This window comes from Klebsiella africana, assembly GCF_020526085.1.
GTDB classification, from domain to species: domain Bacteria; phylum Pseudomonadota; class Gammaproteobacteria; order Enterobacterales; family Enterobacteriaceae; genus Klebsiella; species Klebsiella africana.
The window spans coordinates 538,217-562,859 of the sequence record NZ_CP084874.1; the positions used below are offsets into that span (position 1 = coordinate 538,217).

General features: G+C 54.8%; 30 protein-coding genes and 1 tRNA gene. 19 read left to right on the top strand and 12 right to left on the bottom strand.

Features of this window, described 5'->3' with window-relative positions; all coding sequences use genetic code 11:
- Positions 1 to 9 precede the first annotated feature (9 nt).
- From lptB to LGL98_RS02610, 6 genes are read right to left on the bottom strand one after another with little or no spacing between them, the layout of a single operon-like run.
- On the bottom strand, positions 10 to 735 hold the full coding sequence (gene lptB, locus LGL98_RS02585; RefSeq protein WP_004206203.1) for an LPS export ABC transporter ATP-binding protein: 726 nt from the start codon (positions 733 to 735) through the stop codon (positions 10 to 12).
- A gap of 6 nt (positions 736 to 741) precedes the next feature.
- The gene (gene lptA, locus LGL98_RS02590; RefSeq protein ID WP_136031074.1) at positions 742 to 1,287 is read right to left on the bottom strand and encodes a lipopolysaccharide ABC transporter substrate-binding protein LptA; all 546 of its coding nucleotides are present in this window, start codon (positions 1,285 to 1,287) and stop codon (positions 742 to 744) included.
- Positions 1,256 to 1,831: an LPS export ABC transporter periplasmic protein LptC gene (lptC, locus tag LGL98_RS02595; RefSeq protein ID WP_008806651.1), complete on the bottom strand. Its 576-nt coding sequence runs from the start codon at positions 1,829 to 1,831 to the stop codon at positions 1,256 to 1,258. The genes lptA and lptC overlap by 32 nt, the downstream gene beginning before the upstream one ends.
- Positions 1,828 to 2,394 (bottom strand): 3-deoxy-manno-octulosonate-8-phosphatase KdsC, encoded by a 567-nt coding sequence (gene kdsC / locus LGL98_RS02600; RefSeq protein WP_136031076.1) that lies wholly within the window; start codon positions 2,392 to 2,394, stop codon positions 1,828 to 1,830. Before kdsC ends, lptC begins: the two co-directional genes overlap by 4 nt.
- A 14-nt stretch (positions 2,395 to 2,408) precedes the next feature.
- A complete protein-coding gene (gene kdsD, locus LGL98_RS02605) occupies positions 2,409 to 3,413 on the bottom strand; it encodes an arabinose-5-phosphate isomerase KdsD (RefSeq protein ID WP_369762456.1) in 1,005 nt (334 codons plus the stop codon).
- Complete coding sequence (locus LGL98_RS02610) at positions 3,410 to 4,387, bottom strand: calcium/sodium antiporter (RefSeq protein WP_136031080.1); 978 nt, start codon at positions 4,385 to 4,387, stop codon at positions 3,410 to 3,412. The genes kdsD and LGL98_RS02610 overlap by 4 nt, the downstream gene beginning before the upstream one ends.
- 209 nt (positions 4,388 to 4,596) lie before the next feature.
- Between LGL98_RS02610 and mlaF the strand changes: the two genes are divergently transcribed.
- The 7 genes from mlaF to murA all read left to right on the top strand — a co-directional run bounded on the left by mlaF (position 4,597) and on the right by murA (position 9,403).
- Positions 4,597 to 5,409: a phospholipid ABC transporter ATP-binding protein MlaF gene (mlaF, locus tag LGL98_RS02615; protein ID WP_004206196.1), complete on the top strand. Its 813-nt coding sequence runs from the start codon at positions 4,597 to 4,599 to the stop codon at positions 5,407 to 5,409.
- Between the two features lie 7 nt (positions 5,410 to 5,416).
- Positions 5,417 to 6,199 (top strand): lipid asymmetry maintenance ABC transporter permease subunit MlaE, encoded by a 783-nt coding sequence (gene mlaE, locus LGL98_RS02620; protein ID WP_004150949.1) that lies wholly within the window; start codon positions 5,417 to 5,419, stop codon positions 6,197 to 6,199.
- A gap of 4 nt (positions 6,200 to 6,203) precedes the next feature.
- Positions 6,204 to 6,755 carry an outer membrane lipid asymmetry maintenance protein MlaD gene (gene mlaD / locus LGL98_RS02625; protein ID WP_136031081.1) on the top strand — a complete coding sequence of 184 codons (552 nt, stop codon included), beginning with the start codon at positions 6,204 to 6,206 and terminating at the stop codon, positions 6,753 to 6,755.
- A gap of 18 nt (positions 6,756 to 6,773) precedes the next feature.
- Entirely contained in the window at positions 6,774 to 7,409 is a 636-nt protein-coding gene (gene mlaC, locus LGL98_RS02630; RefSeq protein WP_025712540.1) for a phospholipid-binding protein MlaC, read from the top strand.
- Positions 7,409 to 7,699: a lipid asymmetry maintenance protein MlaB gene (mlaB, locus tag LGL98_RS02635; RefSeq protein WP_136031083.1), complete on the top strand. Its 291-nt coding sequence runs from the start codon at positions 7,409 to 7,411 to the stop codon at positions 7,697 to 7,699. The genes mlaC and mlaB overlap by 1 nt, the downstream gene beginning before the upstream one ends.
- A 136-nt stretch (positions 7,700 to 7,835) precedes the next feature.
- On the top strand, positions 7,836 to 8,090 hold the full coding sequence (gene ibaG / locus LGL98_RS02640; protein ID WP_004144910.1) for a BolA family iron metabolism protein IbaG: 255 nt from the start codon (positions 7,836 to 7,838) through the stop codon (positions 8,088 to 8,090).
- 53 nt (positions 8,091 to 8,143) lie between these two features.
- Entirely contained in the window at positions 8,144 to 9,403 is a 1,260-nt protein-coding gene (gene murA / locus LGL98_RS02645) for a UDP-N-acetylglucosamine 1-carboxyvinyltransferase (RefSeq protein WP_136031086.1), read from the top strand.
- A gap of 55 nt (positions 9,404 to 9,458) precedes the next feature.
- On the opposite strand, the gene sfsB is transcribed toward murA, so the two are convergent.
- Both sfsB and ispB read right to left on the bottom strand, forming a co-directional pair.
- Positions 9,459 to 9,731, bottom strand: a complete 273-nt coding sequence (sfsB, locus tag LGL98_RS02650; protein ID WP_025712537.1) for a DNA-binding transcriptional regulator SfsB — start codon at positions 9,729 to 9,731, stop codon at positions 9,459 to 9,461.
- Between the two features lie 197 nt (positions 9,732 to 9,928).
- Positions 9,929 to 10,900, bottom strand: coding sequence for an octaprenyl diphosphate synthase (gene ispB, locus LGL98_RS02655; RefSeq protein ID WP_004144907.1), 972 nt, complete (start codon positions 10,898 to 10,900; stop codon positions 9,929 to 9,931).
- A 260-nt stretch (positions 10,901 to 11,160) separates the two neighbouring features.
- Here ispB and rplU point away from each other — a divergent pair, with 260 nt between their 5' ends.
- From rplU to cgtA, 4 genes are all read left to right on the top strand, one after another.
- A complete protein-coding gene (rplU, locus tag LGL98_RS02660; protein ID WP_002918379.1) occupies positions 11,161 to 11,472 on the top strand; it encodes a 50S ribosomal protein L21 in 312 nt (103 codons plus the stop codon).
- A gap of 20 nt (positions 11,473 to 11,492) precedes the next feature.
- Positions 11,493 to 11,750 carry a 50S ribosomal protein L27 gene (gene rpmA, locus LGL98_RS02665; protein ID WP_002434222.1) on the top strand — a complete coding sequence of 86 codons (258 nt, stop codon included), beginning with the start codon at positions 11,493 to 11,495 and terminating at the stop codon, positions 11,748 to 11,750.
- A 93-nt stretch (positions 11,751 to 11,843) separates the two neighbouring features.
- A complete protein-coding gene (locus tag LGL98_RS02670) occupies positions 11,844 to 12,809 on the top strand; it encodes a DMT family transporter (RefSeq protein ID WP_004206187.1) in 966 nt (321 codons plus the stop codon).
- 15 nt (positions 12,810 to 12,824) lie between these two features.
- A complete protein-coding gene (gene cgtA / locus LGL98_RS02675; RefSeq protein WP_002918377.1) occupies positions 12,825 to 14,003 on the top strand; it encodes an Obg family GTPase CgtA in 1,179 nt (392 codons plus the stop codon).
- Positions 14,004 to 14,054: 51 nt separating this feature from the next.
- Here the strand turns inward: cgtA and dacB are convergent, their stop codons facing one another.
- Positions 14,055 to 15,488, bottom strand: coding sequence for a serine-type D-Ala-D-Ala carboxypeptidase (gene dacB / locus LGL98_RS02680; RefSeq protein ID WP_136031088.1), 1,434 nt, complete (start codon positions 15,486 to 15,488; stop codon positions 14,055 to 14,057).
- A 235-nt stretch (positions 15,489 to 15,723) separates the two neighbouring features.
- On the opposite strand from dacB, the gene greA reads away from it, so the two are divergent.
- Positions 15,724 to 16,200, top strand: a complete 477-nt coding sequence (greA, locus tag LGL98_RS02685; RefSeq protein WP_025712533.1) for a transcription elongation factor GreA — start codon at positions 15,724 to 15,726, stop codon at positions 16,198 to 16,200.
- A 152-nt stretch (positions 16,201 to 16,352) separates the two neighbouring features.
- On the opposite strand, the gene yhbY is transcribed toward greA, so the two are convergent.
- On the bottom strand, positions 16,353 to 16,646 hold the full coding sequence (gene yhbY, locus LGL98_RS02690) for a ribosome assembly RNA-binding protein YhbY (RefSeq protein WP_025712532.1): 294 nt from the start codon (positions 16,644 to 16,646) through the stop codon (positions 16,353 to 16,355).
- 123 nt (positions 16,647 to 16,769) lie between these two features.
- Between yhbY and rlmE the strand changes: the two genes are divergently transcribed.
- The 7 genes from rlmE to LGL98_RS02725 all read left to right on the top strand — a co-directional run bounded on the left by rlmE (position 16,770) and on the right by LGL98_RS02725 (position 22,909).
- Positions 16,770 to 17,399: a 23S rRNA (uridine(2552)-2'-O)-methyltransferase RlmE gene (gene rlmE / locus LGL98_RS02695; protein ID WP_008806638.1), complete on the top strand. Its 630-nt coding sequence runs from the start codon at positions 16,770 to 16,772 to the stop codon at positions 17,397 to 17,399.
- Positions 17,400 to 17,498: 99 nt separating this feature from the next.
- Entirely contained in the window at positions 17,499 to 19,433 is a 1,935-nt protein-coding gene (ftsH, locus tag LGL98_RS02700) for an ATP-dependent zinc metalloprotease FtsH (protein ID WP_004206183.1), read from the top strand.
- Between the two features lie 96 nt (positions 19,434 to 19,529).
- On the top strand, positions 19,530 to 20,378 hold the full coding sequence (folP, locus tag LGL98_RS02705; RefSeq protein WP_136031090.1) for a dihydropteroate synthase: 849 nt from the start codon (positions 19,530 to 19,532) through the stop codon (positions 20,376 to 20,378).
- Positions 20,371 to 21,708 carry a phosphoglucosamine mutase gene (gene glmM, locus LGL98_RS02710; RefSeq protein ID WP_136031091.1) on the top strand — a complete coding sequence of 446 codons (1,338 nt, stop codon included), beginning with the start codon at positions 20,371 to 20,373 and terminating at the stop codon, positions 21,706 to 21,708. Before folP ends, glmM begins: the two co-directional genes overlap by 8 nt.
- A gap of 229 nt (positions 21,709 to 21,937) precedes the next feature.
- Positions 21,938 to 22,267 (top strand): preprotein translocase subunit SecG, encoded by a 330-nt coding sequence (gene secG / locus LGL98_RS02715; protein ID WP_025712530.1) that lies wholly within the window; start codon positions 21,938 to 21,940, stop codon positions 22,265 to 22,267.
- 9 nt (positions 22,268 to 22,276) lie between these two features.
- Positions 22,277 to 22,363, top strand: a tRNA-Leu gene (locus LGL98_RS02720).
- A 297-nt stretch (positions 22,364 to 22,660) separates the two neighbouring features.
- On the top strand, positions 22,661 to 22,909 hold the full coding sequence (locus LGL98_RS02725) for a KPN_03583 family lipoprotein (protein ID WP_136031227.1): 249 nt from the start codon (positions 22,661 to 22,663) through the stop codon (positions 22,907 to 22,909).
- A 41-nt stretch (positions 22,910 to 22,950) separates the two neighbouring features.
- On the opposite strand, the gene LGL98_RS02730 is transcribed toward LGL98_RS02725, so the two are convergent.
- The gene (locus LGL98_RS02730; RefSeq protein ID WP_136031093.1) at positions 22,951 to 23,502 is read right to left on the bottom strand and encodes a YfaZ family outer membrane protein; all 552 of its coding nucleotides are present in this window, start codon (positions 23,500 to 23,502) and stop codon (positions 22,951 to 22,953) included.
- Positions 23,503 to 23,853: 351 nt separating this feature from the next.
- Positions 23,854 to 24,483 carry a winged helix-turn-helix transcriptional regulator gene (locus tag LGL98_RS02735; RefSeq protein ID WP_136031095.1) on the bottom strand — a complete coding sequence of 210 codons (630 nt, stop codon included), beginning with the start codon at positions 24,481 to 24,483 and terminating at the stop codon, positions 23,854 to 23,856.
- Positions 24,484 to 24,643 lie beyond the last annotated feature (160 nt).

Sequence of the window (24,643 nt, forward strand, 5' to 3'; positions counted from 1 at the left end):
TCTACCCTATCAGAGTCTGAAGTCTTCCCCAAGATACACGCGCTTAACCTGCTCATCTTCGAGGATCTGCTGCGGTGTACCATGAGCGATAAGGTGTCCCTGACTGACAATATACGCGCGTTCGCAGACCGCGAGGGTCTCACGGACGTTATGGTCGGTAATCAGAACGCCGAGACCGCTGTCGCGCAGGTGCTCAATGATGCGTTTGATATCGATAACGGAGATCGGGTCAACGCCGGCAAACGGTTCATCCAGAAGAATAAATTTTGGGTTTGCCGCCAGCGCGCGGGCGATTTCAACGCGGCGGCGTTCACCACCGGAGAGCGCCTGACCGAGGCTGTCGCGCAGGTGCTCAATATGAAACTCTTCCATCAGCTCTTTGGCACGATCTTCCCGCTGTTCGCTGCTCAAATCGTCACGGATCTGCAGAACCGCCATCAGGTTGTCATAGACGCTCAGGCGACGGAAAATGGAGGCTTCCTGCGGCAGATAGCCGATGCCCCGGCGCGCGCGCGCGTGCAGCGGCAGCAGACTGATGTCTTCGTCATCGATAATAATATTGCCCGCGTCGCGCGGCACAATGCCGACCACCATGTAGAAGGTAGTGGTTTTACCGGCGCCGTTCGGGCCGAGCAAGCCGACAATCTCCCCGGAGTTAACGGTGAGACTGACATCTTCCACCACGCGGCGGCCTTTATAAGCTTTGGCGAGATTCTTCGCAGTTAAGGTTGCCATAACGAATTAGTTACTCTTCTTTTGCTGGTTGCCGCTTTTGTCCTGCAGCTCAGACGGCACCAGAACGGTGGTGACGCGTCGACCTTTGTCGCTGAAGGCCTGCATTTTTTGCTCTTTCACCAGATAGGTGATCTTATCGCCCTTGATATTGCTGTCGAGCTGCTCAAGGTAAGCGTTGCCGGTTAGCACGACGTAATCGTTCTGCAGCTCGTAGCGCATTTTCGACGCCCGGCCTTTTACCGGTTTGCCATTATCCTGCATCTGATAGAACGTGGCCGGGTTACCAAAACCTTCGATCACCTCTTTGCCTTTCTCATTGCCCGGACGGGTGACCACCACTTTATCCGCGTTAATCTTGATCGTCCCCTGGGTCACGACCACGTTACCGGTGAAGGTGACGACATTGCCCTGCATGTCCAGCGACTGCTGATCGGACTCGATGTGGATCGGCTGATCGGTATCGCCCGTCTTGGCCAGAGACGGCAGGCTGGCGGCCAGTAACGCGCCGGCGAGCGCAATCTTAAGGCTGAGTTTGTTTGTTCTGAATTTCATAAGAGGTTCTCACCTTTTCAATCAGCTCGGCATTTTTACTGCGAAGGTTTCCACGCATTTTCAGGCCGCTGGAATTAAATGTGGTGCCGTATAACGTCACCATGTCATCGGAGGTAACGTCCTGCGTTACCAGATTTATTTGGGCGTTATCCGTCGTAATTTTGCGCAGTTGAGAATCCGGCGCGAGCGCATTCACCTCAACGTGCCCGTAAAGATAGAGCATCCGGTCATTCGTCAGCTTCGCTTTGTCTGCCCTGATCGACCAGGTCGGCACCTTATTGGTATCAAAGGTGGTCATGACCGGTTTGGTAAACCAGGAGACCTCCTGATCGGAAAAATACTCCACGTGTTCGGCAATCAGCCGATAGCTCAGGGCACCTTCCGGACTGTACACCACGGTGTCGGTATGTTCGCTTTTATACGTCGGGTCGTTGGGATTGACCTCCGGCTGGGCCGTGTCGTCCGTATTCGCCAGATTCAGGCCGATGAGGATCAGCGCAAGCAGCGACAGTAAAATGATAACCCAACGTCTGGTTTTACTCATATTGATTGCCCTTTGGCCTCATCCAACTTGCCCTGCGCCAATAGTAACAAATCGCAGACTTCACGTACCGCGCCACGGCCGCCATTAATCCGGGTGATGTAATCGGCGCGCGGCAGCAGCAGCGGATGCGCATCCGCAACGGCGACGCTAAGGCCTACTTCGGCCATCACCGGCCAGTCAATCAGATCGTCACCGATGTAGGCGACTTCGTCTGCGCACACACCCAGTCTGTCCATAAGATCGCGGAACGCCAGCAGTTTATCCGACTGCCCCTGATACAAATGCGTGATGCCCAGCGTCTGACAGCGATCTTCTACCAGTTTAGCTTTTCGCCCGGTAATAATCGCCACTTCAATACCCGAGGTCAGCGCACAGCGGATACCATAGCCATCACGGACGTTGAACGCCTTCAGCTCCTCGCCCTGATTACCCATATAGATAAGCCCGTCGGATAATACACCGTCGACATCGAGGATCAGCAAACGGATCTTCGCCGCGCGATCGAGAAACGTCTGGCTTACCGGCCCGTAGCAGGTTGCTAACTGAGCATCAGCATTATTCATTATTTTTTCCTTACTTACACTACGCCCGCGCGCAGCAGATCGTGCATATGTACCACACCCAGCAGATGGTCGCCATCGGCAACCAGCACGCAGGTAATATGACGGGATTGCATCAGGTTAAGCGCATCCACCGCCAGGGTGCCGGGACGGATGCGGATCCCTCCCCGGGTCATGACGTCGGCAATGCTGGCATCGCGCATATCGACGCCGGTATCGAAGACCCGGCGCAGGTCGCCATCGGTGAAAATGCCGATGATATTCATATTGTCATCGCAGATGGCAGTCATGCCTAAATTTTTACGCGTGATTTCCAGTAGCGCATCACGCAGGGTGGCCTGTAAGCCGACGTGCGGGATTTCATCACCGGTATGCATAATATCATTGACGCGTAGCAACAGCTTACGACCAAGTGCGCCACCCGGATGAGACAGGGCGAAATCTTCGGCGGTAAAGCCGCGGGCTTCCAGCAGAGCGACGGCGAGGGCATCGCCCATTACCAGCGCCGCGGTGGTGCTGGAGGTGGGCGCCAGCCCTAACGGGCAGGCCTCTTTGGGCACTTTCACGCACAGGTGAATATCCGCCGCGCGCGCCATGCTGCTCTCCGGTCGACTGGTGATGCAGATAAGTTTCACCTGCTGGCGTTTCAGAACCGGGATCAGCGCCAGTATCTCATTCGATTCGCCAGAGTTTGACAGCGCAATCACCACATCCTGCGGCGTTACCATACCTAAATCACCGTGCGCGGCTTCACCGGGATGGACAAAAAATGCTGAGGTACCGGTACTGGCGAAAGTGGCGGCCATTTTGCGGCCAATGTGGCCAGATTTGCCCATCCCCATCACCACGACTTTTCCGCCGCAGCGGAAAATGGTTTCGCAGGCATGGGTAAAATCTTCATTTATATATTGATCGAGCTGGGCCAGACCTTCACGTTCAATTTCCAGCACCTGACGGCCTGCCTGTTGAAAGTCAAAATCCGTGGGCAAATCTATTTGCGACATGATGTTATCCCGAGTCATTCAACGAAGAGCGGCGCTGTCCAGAACAGCATCGCCAACCAAACTACAAAGCCGCCGACCAGCAGTGCGCCAACCAGTCGTCCCGGCTGCTGCTGGCGGCGCCAGCACAGTACCGCGAAGATCAGACTGACCAGCAGCATCACGCCATAATCGCGGGTAAAGGCTTCAGCGGCAAAAGTCCCCGGCGCAATCAGCGCGGGTAGCCCCAGCACCAGCGCAATATTGAGGATGTTTGCGCCGATAATATTGCCGATGGCAATATCATCTTCTCCTTTCCGCGCGCCAGCGATGGCGGTAGCCAGCTCTGGCAGGCTGGTGCCGATAGCGATAACCGTTAAGCCGACGGTCAGTTCGCTGATGGCAAAAAAGTTCGCCAGTACCGTCGCGTTATCCACCACCATACGGGTGGCCATCGGCATGACAATCATCGCCACCCCTAACCAGAGCAGAGCGACCGGCAGCGACCCTTCGCGTGGCAGTTCCGCCAGCTGTTCCCGGGTCAGACTATCGCTTCCCTGGCGCTCCGCCAGACGAGCGATTTTGATGGTGAACAGCAGCCAAAGAAACGCTAGCGTCAGCAAAAATAGCCCATCGAGACGGGAAAGTTGTCCATCGTAGAGCACCAGTCCCGCCAGCACGCTCACCAGCAACATTAGCGGTAATTCGCGGCGCAGAATATCAGAATGCACGGTAAATGGCCTGAGTAAGGCGGCGAGACCGAGGATCAGTAAGATATTGGTGATGTTGGAGCCGAGCGCAGTGCCGACCGCCAGATCGGTCTGCCCGTGCAGCGAGGCCGCGGTGGAAACCATGATCTCTGGCAGGCAGGTGCCAATACTCACCACCGTCATACCGATGATCAGCGGCGGGATCCCCAACATGCGACACAGAATAGAAGCGGCATAGACCAGACGATCGGCGCTGTAGACAACCAGCAATAAACCAATAATTAACAGAGCCGTCGCTAAGAGCATCTAAAGTCCTTTCTTCAGGTATAATCGTCGCCTCGCTGGGTTATCCCTACGCAGCGTAACGAATTCTTAATTTTGACTTTATGTGTGCCAAAAGTAAAACAAATGCCAGCTTTCGCTAACCTGTGCAGGTAAGATTCTGTAAAAATGTTGTGATTGTGGCGTAAGAAAGGGCCATGCTTGCCCGTCAGGTGTTTAGTAAGGATGATTTTATGAGCCAAACTCAGGCGAATTTAGTTGAAGTGCGCGGTATCCGCTTTTCTCGCGGCGATCGTGTGATCTTCGACGACATCTCGCTGTCGGTGCCGCGCGGTAAAATTACTGCGATTATGGGACCTTCGGGGATCGGCAAGACTACCCTGTTACGCCTGATCGGCGGGCAGATCCCGCCGGACAGGGGAGAGATCCTGTTTGATGGCGAGAACGTGCCGCAGATGACACGTTCGCGTCTTTATACGGTGCGTAAGCGGATGAGCATGCTGTTCCAGTCCGGTGCGCTGTTCACCGATCTCAATGTCTTTGATAACGTTGCCTATCCGCTGCGCGAACATACGCATCTCCCTCCTGCGCTGCTGCATACGACGGTAATGATGAAGCTGGAAGCGGTGGGGCTACGCGGTGCGGCGAAGTTAATGCCTTCCGAGCTTTCCGGCGGGATGGCGCGCCGTGCCGCGCTGGCGAGAGCCATTGCCCTGGAGCCGGATCTGATTATGTTCGACGAACCGTTCGTCGGGCAGGATCCTATCACCATGGGCGTGCTGGTGAAGCTAATTTCTGAACTCAACAGTACGCTGGGTGTCACTTGCATCGTGGTTTCGCATGATGTGCCTGAGGTGCTTAGCATCGCGGACTACGCGTATATCGTGGCGGATAAAAAGATTGTCGCCCACGGTAGTGCCCAGTCGCTGCGGGAGAATGCCGATCCTCGGGTTCGTCAGTTCATTGATGGTATTGCCGACGGTCCGGTACCGTTCCGTTATCCGGCTGGCGACTATCACCATGATTTATTAGGCATAGGGAGTTGAGCGACTCATGCTGTTTAATGCGCTGGCCGCGCTAGGGCATCGCGGGATTAAAACTACCGCGACGTTTGGACGCGCCGGATTAATGCTTTTCAACGCCGTTGTCGGCAAACCAGAGTTTCGCAAGCACGCGCCGCTGCTGGTTCGTCAGCTCTACAACGTTGGCGTTTTGTCGATGCTGATTATTATTGTCTCGGGCCTGTTCATCGGTATGGTGCTCGGGCTGCAGGGGTATCTGGTTTTAACTACTTACAGTGCAGAGACCAGTCTTGGCATGCTGGTGGCGCTGTCGCTGCTGCGCGAGCTGGGGCCGGTGGTTGCCGCGCTGCTGTTTGCCGGGCGCGCCGGGTCGGCGCTGACCGCCGAGATTGGCCTGATGCGGGCCACGGAACAGCTCTCCAGTATGGAGATGATGGCGGTGGATCCGCTGCGTCGCGTCATTTCTCCACGTTTCTGGGCCGGTGTCATTTCGCTGCCGCTGCTGACGATTATCTTCGTCGCGGTGGGGATCTGGGGCGGTGCGCTGGTGGGCGTGAGCTGGAAGGGCATTGACGGTGGTTTTTTCTGGACCGCGATGCAAAACGCCGTCGACTGGCGAATGGATCTGGTCAACTGCCTGATTAAGAGCCTGGTATTTGCCATTACGGTAACCTGGATTGCGTTATTCAATGGTTATGACGCTATCCCCACTTCCGCCGGGATTAGCCGGGCGACAACGCGCACCGTGGTGCATGCGTCGCTGGCGGTTCTGGGGCTGGATTTTGTGCTGACTGCGCTGATGTTTGGGAATTGAGTTCATGCAAACGAAAAAAAATGAAATCTGGGTAGGGGTATTCTTACTGGTAGCGCTGCTGGCGGCGCTGTTTGTCTGCCTGAAAGCGGCGAACGTCACCTCGCTACGTACCGAGCCGACTTATCGTCTTTATGCGACCTTCGATAACATCGGCGGCCTGAAGGCGCGTTCGCCGGTACGCATCGGCGGTGTAGTTGTGGGGCGGGTAGCGGACATCACCCTCGACCCGAAAACTTATCTACCACGCGTAGAGCTCGATATCGATCAGCGCTACAACCATATCCCGGATACCAGTTCTTTGGCGATCCGCACCTCGGGCCTGCTTGGCGAGCAGTATCTGGCGCTGAACGTCGGTTTTGAAGACCCGGACCTCGGGACGACTATCCTTAAAGACGGCGGCACTATCCAGGACACCAAGTCCGCCATGGTGCTAGAAGATCTGATTGGTCAGTTCCTTTATAACAGTAAGGGCGGCGACAATCAGAATTCTGGCAATGATAAGGCCGAGGCAGAAGGTCATACTGACGCGACGCCGGCAGCCGGCACGACGCATTAATTTCAGGAGAAACACGATATGTTTAAACGCTTACTCATGGTCGCCATGCTGGTGATTGCCCCGCTGACCGCCGCCCAGGCGGCAGACCAGTCCAACCCGTATAAGCTGATGAATGAAGCGGCGCAGAAAACCTTCGATCGCCTGAAGAATGAACAGCCGAAGATTAAAGCCAACCCTAACTATCTGCGCGACATCGTTGATCAGGAACTGTTGCCATATGTGCAGGTGAAATATGCCGGCGCGCTGGTGCTGGGCCGCTACTACAAAGAAGCGACTCCGGCGCAGCGTGAAGCCTACTTTGCCGCTTTCCGTGAGTACCTGAAGCAAGCCTACGGCCAGGCGCTGGCGATGTATCATGGCCAGACTTATCAGATTGCCCCGGAGCAGCCGCTGGGCGATGCCACCATTGTGCCTATCCGCGTGACCATCGTCGATCCGAACGGCCGTCCGCCGGTGCGTCTGGACTTCCAGTGGCGTAAAAACACCCAGACCGGCAACTGGCAGGCCTACGATATGATCGCCGAAGGCGTCAGCATGATCACCACCAAACAGAATGAGTGGAGCGATCTGCTGCGCACCAAGGGCGTTGACGGTCTGACTGCGCAGCTGAAAGCGATCTCTGCGCAGCCGATCACCCTGGAACAGAAAAAATAATGACCGGGCAGCTGAGCTGGACTCGCGAGGGCGAGACGCTGGCGCTGCACGGAGAGCTGGACCAGGATCTGCTGGTCCCACTCTGGGAGGCGCGGGCTCAGGCGACAGAGGGGGCGGGGATCATCGATCTTAGCCACATCACACGTGTGGACACCGCTGGCCTGGCGCTGTTAGTGCACTTTGTGGCGCTGATACGCCGTCATGGCCGGGAAGCGCAGCTGATCGGTAAGAGCGAGAATCTGCAAACGCTGATCGGTCTTTACAACCTGCCTGTCGATATGATCCCATAATCTTTTCAGTGCGTTAGCACTGAAGCTATTCCGAAAGCCCCGGCAATCTTTTCGCCGGGGCTTTTTGCTTGTTTAAGACCGCGTCACTTTCCTCTAAGATGTTGGGCTGTTTTCACTATCAGATAAATTTGAGCCCATGGAAAATCATGAAATTCAGACCGTGCTGATGAACGCACTCCCCCTCCAGGAAGTCCACGTCTCTGGCGATGGCAGCCACTTTCAGGTTATTGCTGTGGGTGAGATGTTCGATGGCATGAGTCGGGTTAAAAAGCAGCAGAGCGTCTATGCGCCGCTGATGGAATATATTGCTGACAACCGCATCCATGCGCTGTCGATCAAGGCCTTTACTCCTCAGGAGTGGGCGCGAGACCGCAAACTAAATGGCTTCTAAGCTGTGGGGGATCCCCTGCAGCGTATGTGAATTTTTAATAGAGAACAGAATCAATGGATAAATTCCGTGTTCAGGGGCCGACTCGCCTACAGGGCGAAGTCACCATCTCCGGTGCAAAAAACGCCGCCCTGCCAATCCTCTTTTCCGCGCTGCTTGCTGAAGAGCCGGTAGAGATCCAGAACGTACCTAAGCTGAAAGACATCGACACCACCATGAAGCTGCTGAGCCAGCTGGGCGCGAAGGTTGAGCGCAATGGCTCGGTATGGATTGATGCTGGCCCGGTAGACGTATTCTGTGCTCCATACGAATTGGTTAAAACCATGCGCGCTTCTATCTGGGCGCTGGGCCCGCTGGTGGCGCGTTTTGGTCAGGGGCAAGTGTCTTTACCAGGCGGCTGCGCTATTGGTGCGCGTCCGGTCGATCTGCACATTAGTGGGCTGGAGCAACTGGGTGCCGAGATCAAACTGGAAGAAGGTTATGTTAAAGCCTCGGTCAATGGTCGTCTGAAAGGCGCGCATATCGTGATGGATAAAGTGAGCGTCGGCGCCACCGTCACCATCATGAGCGCAGCGACCCTCGCCGAGGGGACGACGATTATCGAAAACGCCGCTCGCGAGCCAGAGATCGTCGATACCGCGAATTTCCTTAACGCGCTGGGCGCAAAAATTACCGGTCAGGGCACCGACCGCATCACTATCGAAGGCGTGCAGCGTCTGGGTGGCGGCGTATACCGTGTACTGCCGGACCGTATCGAAACCGGTACTTTCCTGGTCGCCGCGGCGATTTCTGGCGGTAAGATCCTTTGCCGTAACGCGCAGCCGGATACCCTGGATGCCGTACTGGCGAAGCTGCGCGACGCCGGGGCTGACATCGAAACGGGCGAAGACTGGATCAGCCTTGATATGCACGGCAACCGTCCGAAAGCGGTTAACGTGCGTACCGCGCCGCACCCGGGCTTCCCGACCGATATGCAGGCCCAGTTCACGCTGCTTAACCTGGTGGCGGAAGGGACCGGTGTGATCACCGAAACGATCTTTGAAAACCGCTTCATGCACATTCCGGAGCTGATCCGTATGGGGGCGCACGCGGAGATTGAGAGCAATACCGCTATTTGTCACGGCGTGAAGCAGCTTTCTGGCGCGCAGGTGATGGCAACCGATTTGCGCGCGTCGGCGAGTCTGGTGCTGGCTGGCTGTATCGCTGAAGGAACCACCATCGTCGATCGCATCTATCATATCGACCGCGGCTATGAGCGTATCGAAGATAAACTGCAGGCGCTGGGTGCCAATATTCAGCGCGTGAAGGGCGAGTAACCGCCTCATGGCAGTGACCCCGTGACGATATGGTCCGGGGTCACAGTCATTCACATCACTTGTTCATCTTCTTCTGACGCATCATCTGCGTTCTGTCGATAAACTCATGAGTCACCGGGTCGTGGTAGCGCGATGGCCAGATGACCCATGGCTGCGTTTCCAGCGCCGTGGCGATAATCAATTCGCCTTTCGGCCAGGGGCGGGTCAGGGCGTTAGCCAGTGTTGAAGAACTCAGGCCGTGCCGTCGCGACTCTGCCGCCAGCGATGTTCCCCGTTTACGTAATCCGGCAACAATATCTGCGGGATGCCAGTCGATGAACTTATCCATAAATTCTCCTGGTGTTAAAGGTCCAGATCGTCCCACATGGGCGACAGTGACACTATACCCGCGTAATATGTAAGGTTCTAACAAGTTCTGTTAAAGCGCCGAAATATTCAGAATGTATCAAGGTATTCGGAAGCTTAGGGTGGAAAATGGAATTTTACTGGAACTTTCCCGCGCATTGCGCGGGAAGGAGAGGAGAATTAATGATCGCGCTGAACCGCGATATGCGCCAGCCCGATCAAGGCTTCACGCCAGGGGGTGTCCGGGAGGATTTGCAGCGCGGCAATGGCTTTGTCCGCTTCTTCTTCGGCACGCTTCTGCGTCCACTCCAGCGAACCGCAGGTGGCCATCGTTTCCAGCACGGCATCCAGCAGATGACGGCCATTACCCTGTTCGATCGCCCCGCGGATCATCGCCGATTGATCGGGCGTACCGTGGTGCATGGCGTGCAGCAGCGGCAGCGTCGGTTTACCCTCGTTCAGGTCATCACCGACGTTTTTACCGAGCCGCTCGCCGTCCGAACTGTAGTCGAGTAAATCGTCGATCAGCTGAAAAGCGGTGCCGAGATAGCGGCCATAATCCTGCAACGCGCGCTCTTCTTCCGCAGTGCAGTCTGCCAGCAGGCCGGCACACTGGGAGGCTGCCTCAAACAGACGCGCCGTCTTGCTGTAGATGACGCGCATGTAGTTCTCTTCCGTGATATCCGGGTCGTTGACGTTCATCAGCTGCAGCACTTCGCCTTCGGCGATGACGTTCACTGCTTCCGACATAACTTCGAGGATCTTCAGTGAGCCCAGCTGGGTCATCATCTGGAAGGCGCGCGTATAGATAAAATCGCCGACCAGCACGCTGGCGGCATTGCCGAACGCCGCATTGGCCGTGGCTTTGCCGCGACGCATATCTGACTCATCGACGACGTCGTCATGGAGCAGGGTGGCGGTATGAATAAATTCAATCAGCGCAGCAATAGTGACATGCGCGCTCCCCTGATAGCCCACCGCGCGTGCGGCGAGCACAGCAATCATCGGGCGAATGCGTTTGCCGCCGCCGCTGACGATGTAATAGCCTAACTGATTGATAAGCTGAACATCGGAGTTGAGTTGCTCAAGAATCGTCGCATTGACACCCGCCATATCTTGCGCGGTTAACTCATTGATTTTTTCTAAATTCATCGCAAAAGCCGGGCCAAATGTCCTGTTACCATGAATCCAGGTGGGATCACAGAAGGATTAAGACAGAATTAAAAGAAGATATGATTGTACTTAAAAATTGCCGTAGATAAACGTTGTCGTGAAAGTTGTGTTTTTTTTCTGCATTGATCGCTGATCGCTCTTGTCAAAGGCTCGCGATTTGCGTAATATTCGCGCCCTATTGTGAATATTTATAGCGCACTCTGAATCACATAAAGAGGTGCGCGGAAGCGGAGTTTTATATGTACGCGGTTTTCCAAAGTGGTGGTAAACAACACCGAGTAAGCGAAGGTCAGACCGTTCGCCTGGAAAAGCTGGACATCGCAACTGGCGAAGCTGTTGAATTCGCTGAAGTGCTGATGATCGCAAACGGTGAAGAAATCAAGATCGGCGTTCCTTTCGTTGAGGGCGGCGTAATCAAAGCTGAAGTTGTTGCTCACGGTCGTGGCGAGAAAGTTAAAATCGTTAAGTTTCGTCGTCGTAAACACTATCGTAAGCAGCAGGGCCATCGTCAGTGGTTCACTGATGTGAAAATCACTGGCATCAGCGCCTAAGACCTGAGGAGTAGATTTAAATGGCACATAAAAAGGCTGGCGGCTCGACTCGTAACGGTCGCGATTCAGAAGCTAAACGTCTGGGCGTAAAACGTTTCGGCGGTGAAGCAGTTCTGGCAGGTAGCATCATCGTTCGTCAACGTGGTACCAAATTCCACGCTGGCACCAACGTTGGTTGCGGCCGTGACCACACTCTGTTCGCTTTGACTGACGGTAAAGTCAAGTTCGAAGTTAAAGGCCCGAAAAACCGTAAATTCATCAGCATCGTTGCTGAATAAGTTTTTCGCGTCCCGGTAACGGATGAAAGCCCCGCAACACGTTGCGGGGCTTTTTACATTCGTCTACTGGAAAATTGTTGCAGGGAAACAGGCATGAAGCAGCAGGCTGGGATTGGCATTATTCTGGCGCTCACTACCGCCATGTGTTGGGGAGCGCTGCCGATTGCGATGAAGCAGGTTCTTGAGGTGATGGCGCCGCCTACGGTGGTGTTTTATCGCTTCCTGATGGCCAGTATTGGGCTTGGTGCTATCCTCGCGATTAAAGGCAAGCTGCCGCCGCTGCGGATTTTCCGCAAGCCGCGCTGGCTGGTGCTATTAGCGATTGCCACCGGCGGCCTGTTCGGTAACTTCATTCTGTTCAGTTCTTCCCTGCAATACCTCAGCCCCACGGCATCTCAGGTCATCGGCCAGCTATCGCCGGTGGGGATGATGGTGGCTAGCGTCGTAATCCTGAAAGAGCGCATGCGCGGCACCCAGGTGGTAGGCGCATTGATGTTGCTCAGCGGGCTGGTGATGTTCTTCAACACCAGCCTGATTGAAATCTTTACCCGTCTCACGGATTACACGTGGGGGGTAATTTTCGGCGTTGCTGCCGCGACAGTGTGGGTAAGCTACGGCGTCGCGCAAAAGGTGTTATTGCGCCGTCTGGCATCTCAGCAGATACTGTTTTTGCTGTACACTTTATGTACGATTGCATTACTGCCGCTTGCTGAGCCCGGAGTGATTTCCCGGTTAAGCAGCTGGCAACTGGCATGCCTGATTTTTTGCGGGCTCAATACCCTGGTCGGCTACGGGGCGCTGGCGGAAGCCATGGCGCGCTGGCAGGCGGCGCAGGTCAGCGCGTTAATCACCTTGACGCCACTGTTTACGCTACTGTTTTCTGATTTATTATCAATGGCCTGGCCCGATGTTTTCGCCAGACCGATGTTAAACCTGATTGGTTATCTCGGTGCGTTTGTCGTGGTTGCGGGCGCGATGTATTCCGCCATCGGCCATCGCCTTTGGGGGCGTTGGCGTAAGCGAGAGGCGGTAGTACCGCTGCCCCGCTCAGGCGAATGATTTACGGAGAGTAAAATGAAGTTTGTAGATGAAGCAACGATCCTGGTCGTAGCAGGTGACGGCGGTAATGGTTGCGTGAGCTTCCGCCGCGAAAAATATATTCCGAAAGGCGGTCCGGACGGCGGCGATGGCGGTGACGGCGGCGATGTCTGGCTGGAAGCGGACGAGAACCTGAACACCCTGATCGACTACCGTTTTGAAAAATCTTTCCGCGCCGAACGTGGGCAGAATGGTCAAAGCCGCGATTGTACCGGTAAGCGCGGTAAAGACGTGACGGTAAAAGTGCCGGTCGGGACCCGAGTTATCGACCAGGGCACCGGCGAGACCATGGGCGATATGACCAAACACGGTCAGCGTCTGATGGTAGCGAAAGGCGGCTGGCACGGTCTGGGCAACACCCGTTTCAAATCATCCGTTAACCGTACGCCGCGTCAGAAGACCATGGGTACCCCGGGTGATAAACGCGACCTGCAGCTGGAGCTGATGCTGCTGGCCGACGTCGGAATGCTGGGGATGCCGAACGCCGGCAAATCCACCTTCATCCGTGCGGTCTCCGCCGCCAAGCCGAAAGTGGCTGACTATCCGTTTACCACCCTGGTGCCAAGCCTGGGCGTGGTGCGTATGGACAATGAAAAGAGCTTCGTAGTTGCCGATATCCCGGGGCTGATTGAAGGCGCTGCGGAAGGCGCAGGCCTCGGTATCCGCTTCCTCAAGCACCTCGAGCGCTGCCGGGTACTGCTGCACCTCATTGATATCGATCCGATCGACGGTTCCGATCCGGTTGAGAATGCGCGCATTATCATCGGCGAACTGGAGAAATACAGCGAGAAGCTGGCTTCTAAACCGCGCTGGTTGGTTTTCAACAAGATTGACCTGATGGACAAAGCGGAGGCTGAAGCCAAAGCCAAGGCCATTGCCGAAGCGTTAGGTTGGGAAGAGAAATTCTACCTGATCTCCGCGGCCAGCCAGCAGGGCGTGAAAGAGCTGTGCTGGGACGTGATGACCTTCATCATCGAAAACCCGATCGTGCAGGCGGAAGAAGAGCAGAAGCCGGAGAAAGTCGAGTTTATGTGGGACGACTATCACCGTCAGCAGCTTGAAGAGGCCGAAGCCGAAGCGGAAGATGACGAAGACTGGGATGACGACTGGGACGAAGACGACGAAGAAGGCGTCGAATTCATCTACAAACGCTAATCCTGACTTCTCGGGATCAAAAAGGGCCGCATCTGATGCGGCCCTTTTGTTTTAATTGTTCTGGTACAAATCTTTATACAAGCGACTTTCAAAGCGGACCAGTGGGATGCGGCGATTGCGCTGATCAGCGGGCTCCACGGCGTAGCCGGAGAGATATTGCACGAAGGCCACCTTTTGTCCGCTGGCGGTAGTGATGAAGCCTGCAAGGTTGTAAACCCCCTGCAGCGATCCGGTTTTCGCCGAGACTTTGCCATCGACGCCCGCCTGATGAAGACCGGCGCGATACTGCAGCGATCCGTCGTGGCCTGCCAGCGGCAGCATCGAGATGAAGTTGAGCTCGGTATCGTGCTGGGCGATATACTGTAGCACCTGCATCATGGTTGCCGGAGCGATCAGATTGTGGCGCGAGAGGCCAGAGCCGTCGGCGATGATCGTATTGCCAAGATCGACCCCAGCCTGTTGACGCAGGATCTGCCGTACAGCATCGGATCCCGCCCGCCAGGTGCCAGGTACGCCGAACCGGGCATGGCCGATGGTGCGAAAGACGGTATCCGCAATCATGTTGTCTGATTTCTTCAGCATAATCCGCAGCAGATCGTGCAGAGGAGCCGACTGAGTGGTAGCCAGCACGGTGCCAGGCTCATTGGCCAGCGTCTGGCGCAGCAGCGTACCGCTGTAGGTGATCCCCGCCTGGGCCAGCTCCGCTTTGAGGATCGCTCCGGCGTAGCTGGCGCCATCCTGAATGGCGAAGGCCAGCGGCAGCGGCTCGCTACGCTGCGGCAGGCAGCCGGTGAGGGTATAGCGATTGAGATCGCCCGGCACCACGTCGAGCTCGCAATACTGCGCTTCCGATGAGCCACGCGCCAGCGTTCGCACCTGGCTGAACATGGTGACCGGATAGTAGGACGCAACGCGAATGAAGGCGACATCGCCCGGTTTCTGCGCGCTATACAGCGAAATGGAGAAGCAGTTGCGGTCGACAATCGCTGCCGCCGGCGGGGCGCTGAAGCACTGTGTCAGGTCGTTCCACGGCCAACCAGGCGCTTTATCATGGCTGGCGAAGACCGAGGTATCGATGAGCACATTGCCTTCGATACGTTGCACGCCAGCTTTTTTCAGCGTCGCCACCATATTGCGAATATCCTGCCGTTTGAGCGTCGGATCGCCGCCGAAGCGTGCAATCAGGTCGCCTTTCAGCACGCCGCCGTCCAGTGAGCCTTTGGTTTCCAGCGTGGTGGTAAAGCGAAAATCGGGCCCCAGTTGCAGCAGAGCCGCCAGCGCGGTGATGACCTTTTGCGTACTGGCTGGAAGCGCCATTTGCTGGCTGTGATAGTCGATTTCCGGCGTCGATGCACCGACCTTCTGCGCCATAAAGGCAAGGTTCGCACCGGCGGGAAGCTGGGTGATGTACTCGTCAATATTCGCTGCCTGCGCGCTAAGCGCTATACCGGCAGTCAATCCGATGATAAATCTGGGAAATCGCATAATCTCGCGCTAACAACCTGAAGCCAGGCCGTCATACTACGGTGCAACGCCCGGTAAAGTAAACGATGACCCATAAGGAACTTCGGGGTAAAATACCTATCAAATGAAAAATTGCTGCTGACCTGGGGAGTGTTTCCCGGGTCGGTTTCTTTTTGCTCGTGTCCTGCCTGTGGGCAGGGCAGGTGGCGGAGCGGAACCGTCCGTTCCCTGAAGGAATGATAAAGAGGTATAACTAATGCAAGCGATTCCGATGACCTTACGTGGCGCTGAGAAACTGCGCGAAGAACTGGATTATCTGAAGTCTGTACGTCGTCCTGAAATCATTGCCGCTATTGCTGAGGCCCGTGAACACGGCGATTTGAAAGAGAATGCTGAGTACCACGCTGCGCGCGAGCAGCAGGGTTTCTGCGAGGGGCGTATCAAGGATATCGAAGCGAAACTGTCCAATGCGCAGGTCATCGATATCACCAAAATGCCGAACAATGGTCGGGTGATTTTTGGCTCTACCGTCAGTGTGCTGAACCTCGATACCGACGAGGAACAGACCTACCGCATCGTGGGTGACGATGAGGCCGATTTTAAGCAGAATCTGATCTCCGTGAACTCGCCAATTGCCCGCGGTCTGATTGGTAAAGAGCAGGACGATGTTGTGACCATCCGCACGCCAGGCGGTGAAGTGGAATACGAAATTATTAAGGTTGAGTACCTTTAAGGCGTATTTCCCGCTACGATGTTGATAGATTGTAAAGAAAGGAAAAAGGCCGCATAGCGGCCTTTTATCAACATCCGGAGCATGGCATTTTGCTCGCCTGACCGCAGAAAACCCTCGTTTTACACAAAGTTGTGTCTTGAACCAGGATATTCTTAGCGTGGCAGCGAGATTTTACGCTCGTTAGTCGGGCGATACAGAACCAGCGTTTTACCGATGACCTGTACGTTGCAGGCGCCGGTTTCGCGTACGATAGCTTCCACGATCAGGGCTTTAGTTTCGCGATCTTCCGAGGCGATCTTCACCTTGATGAGCTCATGGTGCTCTAACGCTTGTTCAATCTCGGCCAGTACCCCTTCGGTCAAACCATTGTTGCCAAGCATAACTACCGGCTTGAGCGGATGTGCCAGACCTTTCAGGTGCTGTTTTTGTTTAGTACTCAGATTCATCGTATTTTTTTGCTTACGTTGGGATTGAAAACGGGTCATTCTACCGCCATCTCCCATATATCGCCAAACTACCGCGTCGATTTTTACGCAGTGAAGTACGATGAACCCGAACGGGAATGTTAAATGACAGGTAAAAAGCGTTCTGCCAGCTCAAGCCGCTGGCTTCAGGAACACTTTAGCGATAAATATGTTCAACAGGCACAGAAAAAGGGGTTACGTTCCCGTGCCTGGTTTAAACTTGATGAAATACAGCAAAGTGACAAAATTTTTAAACCGGGGATGACTATCGTTGACCTCGGCGCTGCTCCCGGTGGCTGGTCGCAGTATGCGGTCACGCAGATCGGCAACAGCGGCCGCATCATCGCTTGCGATCTTTTACCAATGGATCCAATCGTTGGTGTGGACTTTCTTCAGGGCGATTTTCGTGATGAATTAGTCTTGAAAGCGTTACTTGAGCGCGTAGGTGACAGTAAAGTACAAGTTGTCATGTCTGATATGGCACCAAATATGTGCGGAACACCGGCGGTGGATATTCCCCGGGCCATGTATCTGGTTGAGCTGGCGCTTGAAATGTCTCGTGATGTATTAGCGCCAGGTGGTAGTTTTGTAGTGAAGGTGTTCCAGGGCGAAGGCTTCGATGAGTATCTTAGAGAAATTCGCTCCCTGTTTACGAAGGTCAAAGTTCGTAAGCCGGACTCTTCCCGCGCTCGTTCGCGTGAAGTGTATATTGTAGCGACCGGGCGTAAACCATAACCGGCAGATTTCAAACGAAAGTTTGAAAGAAACTGGATATAGAGTATCCTGACGCTGTTTTTAACACAGTTGTAATAAGAGGTTAATCCCTTGAGTGACATGGCGAAAAACCTAATACTCTGGCTGGTCATTGCCGTTGTGCTGATGTCAGTATTCCAGAGCTTTGGGCCCAGCGAGTCGAATGGCCGCAAGGTGGATTATTCTACCTTCCTGCAAGAGGTCAATCAGGACCAGGTTCGCGAAGCGCGTATCAACGGACGTGAGATCAACGTTACCAAGAAAGATAGTAACCGTTACACGACTTACATTCCGGTTAACGATCCGAAGCTGCTCGATAACCTGTTGACTAAAAACGTCAAAGTTGTTGGTGAACCACCAGAAGAGCCGAGCCTGCTGGCTTCTATCTTCATCTCCTGGTTCCCAATGCTGCTGTTGATCGGCGTCTGGATCTTCTTTATGCGGCAAATGCAGGGCGGCGGCGGGAAGGGCGCGATGTCCTTCGGCAAAAGCAAAGCCCGTATGTTGACGGAAGACCAGATCAAAACCACTTTTGCAGACGTTGCCGGGTGTGACGAAGCGAAAGAGGAAGTCGGCGAACTGGTAGAATACCTGCGTGAGCCGAGCCGCTTCCAGAAACTGGGCGGTAAGATCCCGAAAGGCGTTCTGATGGTCGGCCCTCCGGGTACCGGTAAAACGCTGCTGGCGAAAGCGATCGCTGGTGAAGCTAAGGTCCCGTTCTTTACCATTTCCGGTTCTGACTTCGTAGAAATGTTCGTCGGTGTGGGCGCATCTCGTGTGCGTGACATGTTTGAACAGGCCAAGAAAGCAGCGCCTTGCATCATCTTCATCGATGAAATCGACGCCGTCGGCCGCCAGCGTGGCGCAGGCCTGGGCGGTGGTCACGATGAACGTGAGCAAACCCTGAACCAGATGCTGGTTGAGATGGACGGCTTCGAAGGTAACGAAGGTATCATCGTTATCGCGGCGACTAACCGTCCGGACGTTCTTGACCCCGCGCTGCTGCGTCCTGGCCGCTTTGACCGCCAGGTGGTGGTTGGCCTGCCGGATGTTCGCGGTCGCGAGCAGATCCTGAAAGTGCATATGCGTCGCGTACCGCTGGCGCCGGATATCGATGCGGCAATCATTGCGCGCGGTACCCCGGGCTTCTCCGGTGCGGATCTGGCCAACCTGGTCAACGAAGCGGCGCTGTTTGCTGCCCGCGGCAACAAACGCGTTGTATCGATGGTTGAGTTCGAGAAAGCGAAAGACAAAATCATGATGGGTGCGGAACGTCGCTCCATGGTGATGACGGAAGCGCAGAAAGAATCGACCGCTTACCATGAAGCGGGCCACGCGATTATCGGTCGCCTGGTGCCGGAGCACGATCCGGTGCACAAAGTGACGATTATCCCGCGCGGCCGTGCGCTGGGTGTGACCTTCTTCCTGCCGGAAGGCGATGCGATCAGCGCCAGCCGTCAGAAACTGGAAAGCCAGATCTCCACCCTGTACGGCGGTCGTCTGGCGGAAGAGATTATCTACGGTCCGGAACATGTTTCTACCGGTGCGTCCAACGACATTAAAGTGGCAACGAACCTGGCGCGTAACATGGTGACCCAGTGGGGCTTCTCCGACAAACTCGGTCCGCTGCTGTATGCGGAAGAAGAGGGTGAAGTCTTCCTCGGTCGTAGCGTCGCGAAAGCGAAGCATATGTCCGATGAAACTGCACGTATCATCGACCAGGAAGTGAAATCGCTGATTGAGCGTAACTATGGTCGTGCTCGTCAGCTGCTGAACGACAACATGGACATTCTGCACGCAATGAAAGATGCGCTCATGAAGTATGAGACTATCGATGCGCCGCAGATTGACGACCTGATGGCTCGTCGCGATGTTCGTCCGCCAGCGGGTTGGGAAGAACCAGGTTCTTCTAATAACTCTGACAACAATGGCACGCCTCGTGCGCCGCGTCCGGTTGATGAACCGCGTACGCCGAACCCGGGCAACACCATGTCAGAGCAGCTGGGCGACAAGTAAGCTACCGCTGTTGATGTCTTGTTTTAACCTTAAAACCCCGGGGCGCCCGCTCCGGGGTTTTTCTTTTTTAACCTCTTCAGTCTCAGGGATTTTGTGATGAAACTTGTAGCCCAGGGCTCAACCCTCGATCTCTCTCACCCCCACGTGATGGGTATTTTAAATGTGACGCCGGACTCATTCTCCGATGGCGGCGCCCACAATTCACTAATTGAGGCGGTGAAGCATGCCAATCTGATGATCAATGCCGGCGCGACCATCATTGATATCGGCGGTGAATCGACGCGGCCAGGGGCGGCTGAGGTTAGCGTGGAAGAGGAGCTTGCGCGGGTGATCCCGGTCGTTGAAGCGATCGCTCAGCGCTTTGAGGTATGGATCTCAGTGGACACCTCCAAGGCGGAAGTTATTCGCGAATCATCCCGGGCTGGGGCGCATATCATTAACGATATTCGTTCGCTCACCGAACCAGGCGCGCTGCAGGCCGCCGCGGATAGCGGGTTGCCGGTGTGTCTGATGCACATGCAAGGACAGCCGAAAACCATGCAGGAGGCGCCGAAGTATGAAAACGTCTTCGCTGATGTTGAGCGCTTTTTTACCGAACACATTGTGCGCTGCGAGCAGGCGGGGATCGCAAAAGAAAAATTGCTACTCGACCCGGGATTCGGTTTCGGTAAAAATCTCTCCCATAATTACCAACTGCTGGCGAGACTGGGGGAGTTTCATCACTTTGGTCTGCCGCTGCTGGTCGGTATGTCGCGGAAGTCGATGGTAGGTCAGTTGCTGAACGTCGGGCCGTCGGAGCGGCTGAACGGCAGCCTGGCGTGTGCCGTCATTGCAGCAATGCAGGGCGCGCAGATTATTCGCGTCCATGATGTCAAAGAAACGGTAGAAGCGCTGCGCGTGGTGGAAGCCACTCTCGCCGCTAAGGGAAAAAAACGTTATGAGTAACCGCAAGTATTTTGGCACCGATGGTATTCGTGGCCGCGTCGGCGATGCGCCGATCACGCCGGAATTTGTACTTAAGCTGGGCTGGGCGGCAGGCAAAGTATTAGCGCGCCACGGCTCGCGTAAAATTATTATCGGCAAGGATACCCGTATTTCGGGTTATATGCTGGAGTCAGCGCTGGAAGCCGGACTGGCGGCCGCGGGGCTCTCTGCGTCGTTCACCGGACCCATGCCGACACCGGCCATCGCCTACCTGACGCGCGCCTTCCGCGCTGAGGCGGGGATTGTTATCTCTGCTTCACATAACCCTTTCTACGACAACGGCATTAAATTCTTCTCCATTGAGGGCACCAAGCTGCCGGATGATGTCGAAGAGGCGATTGAAGCCGAAATGGAGAAAGAACTCACCTGCGTGGATTCGGCTGAGCTGGGCAAAGCCAGCCGTATCGTCGATGCGGCGGGGCGCTACATTGAATTTTGTAAGGGTACCTTTCCCAACGAACTGAGCCTGGGTACGCTGAAAGTGGTAGTGGACTGCGCGCACGGCGCGACCTATCACATCGCCCCTAATGTCTTCCGCGAGCTGGGAGCCCAGGTTATCGCGATGGGCTGTGAGCCTGATGGCCTTAACATCAACGAAGAGGTCGGCGCCACCGACGTGCGGGCGCTTCAGGCGCGGGTGCTGGCGGAAAAAGCCGATTTGGGCATTGCCTATGACGGCGATGGCGATCGCGTGATCATGGTTGACCATGAAGGCAATAAAGTCGATGGCGACCAGATCCTCTACATCATTGCCCGGGAAGGATTGCGTCAGGGGCAGCTGCGCGGCGGCGCCGTCGGCACCCTGATGAGTAATATGGGGCTGGAGCTGGCGCTCAAGCAGTTAGGCATCCCGTTTGCCCGCGCGAAGGTCGGTGACCGCTATGTACTGGAGATGCTCCAGGAAAAAGGCTGGCGCATCGGGGCGGAAAACTCCGGCCATGTGATCCTGCTGGATAAAACCACCACCGGTGACGGCATCGTTGCCAGCCTGCAGGTGGTTGCGGCGATGGTGCGCAATCATATGAGTCTGCATGACCTGTGCAGTGGCATGAAAATGTTCCCTCAGCTGCTGGTGAATGTCCGCTTTACCGAGGGCAGTGGTAACCCTCTGGAGAACGAACATGTGAAAGCGGTGACCGCGGACGTGGAGGCGGCGTTAGGTAAACGCGGCCGTGTCCTGCTGCGTAAATCGGGTACGGAGCCGCTGATCCGCGTGATGGTGGAAGGCGAGCATGAAGATCAGGTACACGAATTCGCACACCGTATCGCTGAGGCGGTAAAAAGCGTCTAATGTTTCCGGTTAAGTGGTTAAAAAGGCGGCGCTTGCCGCCTTTTTTATGATCGAAAACTGGCTTTTTGCTGTTTTTTTCTGCAGTTGATACAATGTGTCGAAATTGCCCTTGCGAAGGTCATTCGCTTTGGTTAGTATTCACACCCGCTTCAGTGGGAAACGTTAAAACGTCCCGCTTTATTGGTCGAAGCACTTGGTATGCGGCGAATCCGCAAGGAACAGGTTGATTATGTACGAAGCTCTTTTGGTAGTTTTCCTTATTGTAGCGATTGGCCTTGTCGGTCTGGTTATGCTGCAACAAGGTAAAGGCGCTGATATGGGAGCCTCCTTCGGTGCAGGCGCTTCCGGCACACTGTTTGGGTCCAGCGGTTCTGGTAACTTCATGACCCGTATGACCGGCATCCTGGCTGCGCTGTTCTTCATCATCAGTCTGGCGCTGGGTAACATCAACAGCAACAAGACCAATAAAGGAAGTGAGTGGGATAATCTGAGCGCACCGAAAACGGAGCAAACTCAGCCAACTGCGCCGGCTCAGCCGAGCAGCGATATCCCGCACTAAGTATTCTGTACCGAGGTGGTGGAATTGGTAGACACGCTACCTTGAGGTGGTAGTGCCCTAACGGGCTTGTGGGTTCGAGTCCCATCCTCGGTACCAATATTCCAGAAAAAAGACGCTGAAAAGCGTCTTTTTTCGTTTTTATCCTCGCTGGCCGTTTATTTATAAACATCTCTTCGCTGGTTACCTCCTTTTACTGTCGTTAAAGTCGCCTCGTCAAATTAACAGAGGTGAAGTGACACAATGAACAAGATCGGGTTGCTTATCGTCGCCGGCGTGCTCGGTTTAACGGGGTGTAGTTCAACATCACCATCCAAAACGGTAGAGACCATTAATGCGCTTACCGTACCGGTATCGTACAGTGAGCCAGGGGTTGCGGCGAACAATGCCCAGGTGGTGACGCGCTATTTCCAGGACAATACGGCACTGATTGGTCGTCTTAATCATTCGTTGAAAAGTCATTATTTGCAGAATGTGGAGCGTCGCGATGTGTTCGACAGACATAGTGAGGCGTATCAGGTATATGGCGCCCTGACTCGCCTGGAGCAGATGGCGTCCATGAATGAGGTTTACCGCAAAGAGAATAATGTTGCGGGCCTACAGGAGATCAACCGCGTGTTAAAAAGCGTGCCGTTGGCCAGCTGAGAATGAAGCAGGGACTGCCGACCGGCAATCCCTGCGAAGCGTTAAAAGCGGAAGTTAACCCCGGCGTAAGCGCCGTCGGCCAGCGTGTTATCGCGATGGCCATCTTTCCCCGCCATATCAATATAGCGATAGCCAGCTTCGATATTCAGCGATGGGAGCACGTTAAGGCGTACCCCGGCATTGGCCTCCACATAATCCTCAACGCCGCTGGACATTGAGTCCGGTGAGTAATAGCCCTCGCCGAAGAGCGTGAAATACTGACCAAGGGGGAGTTCAGCGCCACCACCGGCGGCGATGGCGTAACCTTCATCACCATCTTTTGGGTTCAGATAGACCCCCTTACCGCCCAGGGTCATCAGAAAAGGGCCAAGGTTAAAGTTATAACCCATTCCCAGCCCTACGCTATCTCCGTCGTTGTCGCTATGGGCCCACTGAGAATTGAACGTCATCCCCGGTTCCCCGGCGCCAAAGCTGGCGGACAAATTGGTAAACTCGGCGCCAGCTTCCCCATGCAGGTTAACAGATGCGCAGGCGACGCTGCTGGTTCCCAAAGCGACCATCACGGCCACCATTTTTGCAGCAATAGACTTCATTGTTGAATTCCTTCAGATAAAAAAAAGCCCGATACGGGCGTTCGGGCAAAATTAACGGGTTCTTGGATCTCATCGTTGTGGTCGAGGCAGGCGGCAGGTGAGGGGATCAACTCATGCTACCGCTGCTCACGCCTGGCCGATTTCCGGTGGCATATCCTGAGCCTGTACAGACCCGACGGTTTACACCGTGTATGGTGGCCCACTGGTCTTGCTCAGAGACATGTTGTCCTCCGGTAAATTCAGGCGCTCAGCATAAAATTTTTCTTTTTTTACCGTTAGCGTTAATTGATTTAAATTTAAACATTTTTGCTGTTGTCGCGAATAACAATAAATGGCAGGGCGCAGCGCGAGTCAGAATTTTTCAGGAAGTGAGACGATATTTTGTAAATAGCCGCCGCGGGCAAAGGTAATATAACCGCCTTTCTTTAATGCTGACAAGACATTGAGAATACTGCTACGCGACATATGGGTTCGGTCCTGAATATATTCAAGGATAGACACGCGCTGTCGAGTCTCTGCGGTTAATAGCATCATTTCCAGCAGATGGTTACGGATCACTGAATAGGTTCGCTGTTGTAGGACCAGATCGTCACGATACACCATATAAGAGGTATGATAGGCCAGCAGGCTGGTGACTTCCTCCCACAGGTTATGCTGGCGAAATAGCGCTGAAGCCCGATCATAGTCGATACGTAGCAGCTCGGAAGAGACCTCTGCCCGCAGGCTATGGCTACGGCTAGGCTGCAGCATTTCCGCCACGCCGAAAAGATGTGGCTCATAGACGGTTACCATCAGTAGCCTGTCGGAATTACGAATAATCGACAGCTCACCTTTTTTAAAAATAAAGAGCTGGGTTTTGCCTTTATATTCCCAGGTGAGTCTTTTTCTGGCGATCGCGTTAACGGGCGTCGCGTGTGGCTCAAGCACATCGATCAGTCGGTCAATGGCCTTTTGCGGCCTGATCGGCGGTTTAATATTCATGATGTATATCACCAGATATGAATTAATCAATTGAGGTTATTATAGTCAACAATTTTGCTGATCGAGCGATAAGGAAAAAATGCCTCTTTTCGATTTTTCTGGCGCAGACAGGTAACAAAAAATAAAAAGCCGGCGGAGGGCCGCCGGCTGAGGGAAAACA